Genomic DNA, 530 nt, shown 5'->3' with positions numbered 1-530 from the left:
CCGCCTGACGGAGACCAAGAATAAGAATATGCTCCTGTTCCACCTGTAACGCCAACTGTCGCTGATCCAGTTTTGTCACCATGACAAGCAATATTTGTTTGAGCATCTGCTGATGCTACTAATGCATCTGGTTCAGTGATTGTAAAACTTTGTGTTGTTGTACACAAATTTGCATCGGTTACAGTTACGGTGTATTTTCCTGCGCCAAGTCCTGTGGCTGTCGCCGAAATTCCGCCTGACGGAGACCAAGAATACGAATATGCTCCAGTTCCGCCTGTAACGCCAACTGTCGCTGATCCTGTTTTGTCACCATGACAAGCAATATTTGTTTGAGAATCTGCAGTTGCCACTAAAGCATCTGGTTCTGTAATGGTAAAACTTTGTGTTGTAGTACACAAATTTGCATCTGTAATAGTTACGGTGTATTTTCCTGCGGCAAGTCCTATAGCTGTTGCCGAAGTTCCGCCTGACGGAGACCAAGAATAAGAATATGCTCCTGTTCCTCCCGTAACGCCAACTGTCGCTGATCC

At 45.5% G+C, this 530-nt stretch carries 1 protein-coding gene; it reads right to left on the bottom strand.

Features of this window, described 5'->3' with window-relative positions; all coding sequences use genetic code 11:
* Window positions 1–530 (bottom strand): SprB repeat-containing protein (locus FND99_RS20125; RefSeq protein ID WP_211356650.1); only part of this gene is annotated, 530 nt, incomplete at both ends.

Origin of the sequence: Flavobacterium daemonense, from assembly GCF_007341385.1 — a bacterium.
Classification (GTDB): Bacteria; Bacteroidota; Bacteroidia; order Flavobacteriales; family Flavobacteriaceae; genus Flavobacterium; species Flavobacterium daemonense.
The sequence above is the reverse complement of the archived record's forward strand: the minus strand, read 5'-3'. Positions and strand labels throughout refer to the sequence as shown.